The 7,547-nt window shown below is 69.3% G+C and carries 1 protein-coding gene; it reads right to left on the reverse strand.

Annotated features, from left to right (window positions below; translation table 11 throughout):
• The coding region (locus tag IEZ19_RS48680; protein WP_189317784.1) for a non-ribosomal peptide synthetase at positions 1-7,547 on the reverse strand (7,547 nt) is incomplete at both ends.

Genomic DNA, 7,547 nt, shown 5'->3' on the forward strand with positions numbered 1-7,547 from the left:
CCCACATCGAACAGATCCGCCGACGCGATCAACGACCCACGCAACCCAGCCGGACGCCCCCGATCGTCGAAGGCCTCCTCCAGCATCACATCAAGGTCGAACCGAGCCACCGACGCAGTCCCGGGCCCGTCCGGCCTGACGGCACCGGTGTCCACATCGGTGAGCTGCACCGCATCGCGCTCTGTGTTCTGCACGGTGAGCATCACCTGGAACAGCGGGTGCCGGGACAGCGAACGCTCCGTGGCCAGCTCCTCCACCAACCGCTCGAACGGCACATCCTGGTGTGCCAACGCGCGCAGGCTCGCCTCACGCACCCGCCCCAACACCTGACGGAACTCCGGATCACCCGACAGATCCGTCCGCACCACCAACGTATTCACGAAGAACCCGACGAGATCGTCCAACGCCTCATCCGTACGCCCCGCGATCGGCGACCCGACCGGGACATCCGTGCCCCCACCCAGCCGGGACAGCGCGACCGCCAACGCCGCCTGCACCACCATGAACACCGTCACGCCCTCGGCACGCGCCAGCTCCACCACCCGCTGATGCACCTCGGCCGACACCCGCAACGGCACCCGACGCCCCACATGCGTCGCCACCGCCGGACGCGCCCGATCCACCGGCAACGCGATCTCTTCCGGCGCCCCGGCCAACTCCTGGCGCCAATACTCCACTTGCTCCGACAACAAGCTTCCCGGGTCGGACTCCGCACCCAGCAACTCCCGCTGCCACAATGCGTAATCCGCGTACTGCACCGGCAACGCCTCGAACCCCGGAGCCTCGCCCCGCAGCCGAGCCGCATACGCCACCGACAGATCCCGCGCCAACGGGCCGCGAGACCACCCGTCGCTGGCGATGTGATGCACCACCACGACCAGCACCCGCTCATCCGACCCGGCCTCGAACAACCACGCCCGAACCGGCAACTCCACAGCCAGGTCGAAGGCGTACCGTGCCGCCTGCGCAACCGCCTCGCCCAGGTCCTCGGGCGCCACCTGCGACACATCGAGGTTCCAGTCCAGGTTCCGCGGGTCGAGGATCCGCTGATACGGCTCGCCGTCCACCGCCGGGAACACTGTGCGCAACGACTCATGCCGGGCGATCACATCACGCAGTGCCGCACCCAGAGCGGCGTCATCCACGTCGCCACCCAGCCGTATCGTCGTCGGCAAGTTGTACGTCGGGCTCGGGCCCTCCAACTGGGCCAGGAACCACAACCGCCGCTGCGCGAACGACAGCGGAATCCGCTCCGGCCTGGTCGCCGCAGCCCGCAAGGGCTGTCGTGTCGGCTCAGCCCCCAAGCCCGCAATACGCGCGGCCAACCCGGCCACGGTAGGTGCCTCGAACAGCGCGCGCAGCGGCAGCTCCACGCCGAGTACGACACGGATCCGGGACACCAACCGGACCGCGAGCAGCGAATGGCCACCCAGCTCGAAGAAGCCGTCGTCCACCCCGACCGCTTCCAGGCCCAGGACCTGTGCGAAGGCGGTGCACAGGAGTTCTTCCTGCACGGTCGCCGGCGCCCTTCCGGCCCCGGCGGTGTAGTCGGGGGCGGGCAGGGCCTTGCGGTCCAGCTTGCCGTTGGCGGTCAGCGGCAGCCCGTCCAGCGTGACGAACGCCGCCGGGACCATGTGATCGGGCAACCTGCCCGCCACGAAGTCACGCAGTTCGCCGGTGACCAAGCCGCCATCGGCGTCCACGGGTACCGCGTAGGCGACCAGGCGCTTGTCGCCCGAGGTGTCCTCACGCGCGACCACTGCAGCCTGAGACACCTCCGGATGGGCCCTCAGCACTGCCTCGATCTCACCGGGCTCGATCCGGAAACCCCGGACCTTCACCTGATCGTCCGCACGCCCGTCGAACACCAACTGACCATCCGGCGTCCACTTGGCCAGGTCCCCGGTGCGGTACATGCGCTCCCCGGAATCGGTCGGGAAGGGGCAGGCCACGAACCGCTCACCCGTCAGACCCGCACGCCCCACATACCCGCGCGCAAGCCCGGCACCCGCCACATACAGCTCCCCGGGCACACCCACCGGCACCGGCCGCAGCGCCCCATCGAGCACGAACAGACGCGTGTTGGCTATCGGCGTACCGATCGGCACCACCCCGGCAGCCATCCCTTCCGCGGTCAGTTCACCGATCGCCACCCCGACCGTGGTCTCCGTCGGCCCGTAGTGGTTGAACACCTGCCGGCCGCCGGCCGCCGCCAGCAGCTCCGCCGTCCAGTCGACCTGCGCCGCCTCACCACCGAGCACCACGGACCCGGCAGGCAGCAACGCCTCGACACCCACCGCGGCCGTCAACGCCGCCAGATGCGACGGCACCACCTTCATCGCATCGATCCGCTGCTCCCGCAGATACCCGGACACAGCAACCGGATCTGTCACCAACTCCGCATCCAGCACGTGCAGTTGTCCACCGGAGACCAGGCTCGCGAACACCACCGTGTTCCCGAGGTCGGTCACCTGCGCCTGCAACAGCGCATACCGCGCCCCCGGCACATCCCAGCCCAACCGCCCCGACACCGACGACACATAGTTGGCCAGCGACCCATGCGTCACCGCCACACCCTTCGGCACCCCCGACGACCCCGACGTATAGATCACATACGCCAACCCGGCCGCGTCCACGACGGGCGGTGCCACCGTCTCGGCGTCCGGGGCGTTCCACCATTCATCGATCCAGGCCACCGGCACACCCGCCGCCTGGAACGGCAGCTCCGCACCGATCTCACGATCCGCCAGGACGACCCGCGCAGCGCAATCGGTGAGCATGAACTGCACACGCTGTACCGGGAGTTGCGCGTCGATCGGCAGATAGGCGGCCCCTGCCCGCCAGACGGCCAGAATCGCGGTGATCATCTGGGCGCCCTGCGGCAGGCACAGCCCCACCACCGACTCCGGGCCCACGTTCACGTCGCGCAGCCGGCCCGCAAGCCTGTCGACGTTCGCGTTCAGCTGCGCATAGGTGAGTGCGGCCCCGTCAGCGACCATGGCCACCACGTCCGGGGAGAGCTCCACGCGTCGCAGGAAGAGCTCCAGAACACTTCGGTCCGCCACCGCCTCGGTCGTGGCATTCCACTGCTGGACCATCAGGTCGCGCTCGTCGTCGGCGAGCAGCTCCACCATGCGCACCCGTATGTCCGGTGTCTCGGTCACCGCCTCCAGCACCCGGACGAACCAGACGGCCATCCGCTGCGCCGTCTCGGCGTGGAAAAGGTCAGCCGACGCGTTCAAAGCACCCCGCAACCCAGCGGGACGCCCGTGCTCGTCGAGCATCTCCGACAACGACAGGTCGAGGTCGAACCTCGCCGACGCCGTCGCGACGTCACCCGCTGCCGATCCTCCGGAACTGGCGATCGCCCCGGGCAACGCCAGCGTCGCCCGATCGACGTTCTGCACAGTCAGCATCACCTGGAACAGCGGGTGCCGGGACAGCGAACGCTCCGGCGCCAGCTCCTCCACCAGACGTTCGAACGGCACGTCCTGATGGGTCAGCGCGTCCAGGTTCGCCTCCCGCACCCGCCCCAGGACCTGCCGGAACTCCGGGTCCCCCGACAGGTCCGTACGGATGACCAACGTGTTCACGAAGAACCCGACGAGATCGTCGAGCGCCTCGTCGGTGCGGCCCGCCACCGCCGAACCCACCGGGATGTCCGTCCCGGCTCCCAGCCGTGACAGCATCACCGCGAGCGCGGCCTGCAGCACCATGAACACCGTCACGCCCTCAACCCGCGCCAGCTCCACCACCCGCCGGTGCGCCGCCGCCGACATCTCCAACGGCATCTGGTGACCTGTGTGGCCGGCCACTGCCGGGCGCGGACGGTCCGCAGGCAGTGCGAGCTCCTCCGGCGCTCCTGCCAGCGCCGACCTCCAGTACTCCACCTGCTGCGACAGCAGGCTGCCGGGGTCGGACTCCTCGCCCAGCAGCTCCCGATGCCACGAGGCGTAGTCCGCGTACTGCACCGGCAGCGGCTCCCAGTCAGGGGCATGCCCCGTCAGCCGCGCCGCGTACGCCGCGGAGAGGTCCCGGCCCAGCGGTGCCATCGACCATCCGTCACCGGCGATATGGTGCACCACCACCACGAGCACATGCTCGTCCCTCGACGCGAACAGCCATGCGCGGATGGGTACTTCCTCCGACAGGTCGAACACGTACCGCGTCGTCTGCTCCACGGCCTCGGCCAGCCGCCCGGGCTCCACCTGGAGCACGTCCAGTTCCCAGTTCAGGTCCTGCGTGTCGAGGATCCGCTGGTACGGCTCGCCGTCGACGGCCGGGAAGACCGTGCGCAGCGACTCGTGCCGTCCGATCACATCCCGCAGTGCCGCACTCAGCGCGGCGGGTTCCACGTCGCCGGCCAGCCGTACGATCGCAGGGAGGTTGTAGGTCGGGCTCGGCTCTTCCAACTGGGCCAGGAACCACAGCCGTTGCTGCGCGAACGACAACGGCACCCGATCCGGGCGCGGCTCCGCCGCCCGCAACGGTGTCCGGGCCTGCCCCGCGTCGGCCAGGCGGGTGGTCAGCCCGGCCACGGTCGGGACCTCGAACAAGGTCCTGACCTCGACCTCCACGCCGAGTACGACACGGATCCGCGAGATCAGCCGTACCGCGAGCAGCGAGTGGCCGCCCAGGTCGAAGAAGCCGTCCTCGACCCCGACCGACTCCAGGCCCAGTACCTCGGCGAACACCCCGCACAGAATCTCTTCCTGCGCCGTCGCGGGTCCCCGCCCGGCCCCGGCCGCGCCGGCGTATGCGGGGGCCGGCAGGGCCTTGTGGTCGAGTTTGCAGTTGACGGTCAGCGGCAGCTCGGTCAGGGTGACGAACGCGGCGGGGAGCATGTAGTCGGGCAACCGCGACGCGGCGAAGTCCCGAATGCCGTCGCCGATCGCTTCCGTGTCACCGTCGGTGGGGACGACGTAGGCGACCAGACGCTTGTCACCGGGGATGTCCTCCCGTGCCAGCACCGCGGCCTGCGCCACCTCCGAGTACGCCGACAGCACGGCCTCGATCTCGCTGGGCTCGATCCGGAACCCGCGGATCTTCACCTGCTCATCGGTACGCCCGACGAACACCAACTGCCCATCGGCCGTCCACCGCACCACGTCCCCGGTCCGGTACATCCGCTCACCCGGCGCCCCGAACGGGCAGGCCACGAACCGCTCACCCGTCAGACCTGGCCGACCCACATAGCCACGCGCCACACCGACACCGGCCACGTACAGCTCACCCGTCACACCCGCCGGAACGGGCGTGAGCGTCTCGTCGAGAACGTACAGGTGTGTGTTAGCAGTTGGCGCGCCGATCGTCGGCACGTCCCCCGGCATCAGCGGCTGCGACATCGACGCACAGACGGTGATCTCGGTCGGGCCGTAGGCGTTGATCAGTCGACGGTCCGGTGCCCACCGCTCCACCAGGCCTGTGTCCAGGGCTTCACCGGCAGATACGAGCGTGGTGACCGAGTCCAGGTCGTCGGCGTCGAGAGCGCCCAGTACCGCCGGCGGCAATGTCGCGTGCGTGACGGAGTGCTGCGCCACGACCTCCACCAACCCACCCCCCGGCAGCAGTTCCTCCGCCGACGCCACCACCAGAGCCGCACCCGAGCACAGCGCCATCAACAGCTCGGACACCGCCGCATCGAAACCGATCGACGCGAACTGCAACACCCGAGAGCCCGGCTCCACCGCGAACCGCTCGATCTGCGCCGCCACCAGGTTCAGCGCTCCACCGTGAGTCGCCGCCACACCCTTCGGCACACCCGTCGACCCCGACGTATAGATCACATACGCCAGCCCGGCCGCATCCACCAGCCCACCAGGAGCAGACTCCGACATGGCCGCCACCTGCGCCTCGACCTGCCGGTCGTCCAACGCCACCGGCATGACGCCGCGCAACGGCAGCTCATCCAGCACATCCTCGATACCGAGCAGGACCGGTATGCGGCTGTCGGCCACCATGAACCCGATCCGCTCCGCCGGATGCGCCACATCAATCGGCAGATAGGCCGCTCCGGCCTTGAGGATTCCCAGCACCGCGGTGACCATCTGCGCGCCGCGCGGCAGGCAGAGCCCGACCACCACCTCCGGCCCCACCCCCAGACCGCGCAGGAAGTGCGCCAAGCGATTCGACGCAACGTCCAGCTCGCGGTACGTCAGCACATCCTGGCCTGCGATGACGGCAGGCGCCTCAGGGGCAGCGGCCACCTGCCGCCCGAACACCTCCACGACGGTGCCGTCCAGATCACCGGCGGCGGTGTCGTTCCACCCCACGAGCATCCGTTCGCGCGCTTGCTGATCGAGCACACTCACGGCGGTGAGCGGTACATCGGGGCCGCCATGCAGCGTGCCGGCCAAGGCGCCGACCGCGTTCTCAATTGCGGTGCACCACAGACGGCAGACCTCAAGCGGATCGATGGGATCAACCGCCAGCACACTGACGCGCAGTCCAGCCGCACCGTTGTCATTGACGGCAACGGCCAACGGGTAGTTGGTCTTGTCCCGTTCAAAGACATACCGAACGCCGTCGATCGAGCGCTGCTCCCCGGCATCCGATTCCTGGTCGGCAGGGCGGTAGTTGAAGAGCGAGGTGAACAGCGGGGTGTCGCCCGCGATCCCGCTGGCCTGTTGGGCCAGCGCCAGCGGGGCGTGCTCGTGCTCCAGCAGCGCCGCCAACTGGTCCCGCATGTCCTCGACCGATGCCCGCACTCCCGCTCGGCGGGTCCGCACCCGCACCGGGAGGCTGTTGATGAACGGGCCCACGACGCGGTCGGCTCCCGCGCCTGCCGTCATGCGTCCGAGCAGCACCGTGCCGAACACCACGTCGTCGCGGCCCGACAGCACGGCCAGCACGCGCGCCCACACCACGTGCATCACGGTGGCAGGGCTGACCCCCATCTGCCGTGTCACCTGCCGGAGCGTCTCCACGACCTCATCGGAGATCGGCATGCTCTCGACCACCACATCGCTGCCGTCGCCGCGCACGTCGAGCACCCCGTACGGGGCGGTCGGCTCGGTCACATCACCGAGCAGCTCGGCGAAGTACCGCTCGTGCTCGGCTCGAGGCACCGCCCGCATCTGCGCCACGAAATTCCGGAACGGCAGTGCGGGCCTCAGCTCCTCGGGACGCCCAGCCAGGATCTCCCGCAGCTCCTGCAGCATCATGTCCACGCCCAGGTGATCCTGCAGCAGGTGATGCATCCGCATCACACCCAGCCAACGGCCCTCCGCGACCTCGGCCACATGCAGGTCCGTCAACGGCGCACGGTCGAGGTTCATCACCGATCCCGCCAGGGCGGTCAGGCCCTCCATCCAGCCTGCGGGTCCCGCGGAAGCCACGTCCTCCTCGAAGACGTGCTCGACGAGCGACAGTTGAGCCTGCCGCCACACCACCTGCACCGGCTCACGCAGACCCTCCCACACCACACCCGTGCGGTAGATGTCATGCCGGTCCACGACCTGCTGCAAGGCACCGACGAATGTGTCCAGCCGCTCCCGGGAGTCGAACTCCACCACCCGCGCCGTCAGATAGACGTCCCCACCCTCACC

The sequence above is a fragment of the Streptomyces brasiliensis genome, assembly GCF_014647875.1.
Classification (GTDB): Bacteria; Actinomycetota; Actinomycetes; order Streptomycetales; family Streptomycetaceae; genus Streptomyces; species Streptomyces brasiliensis.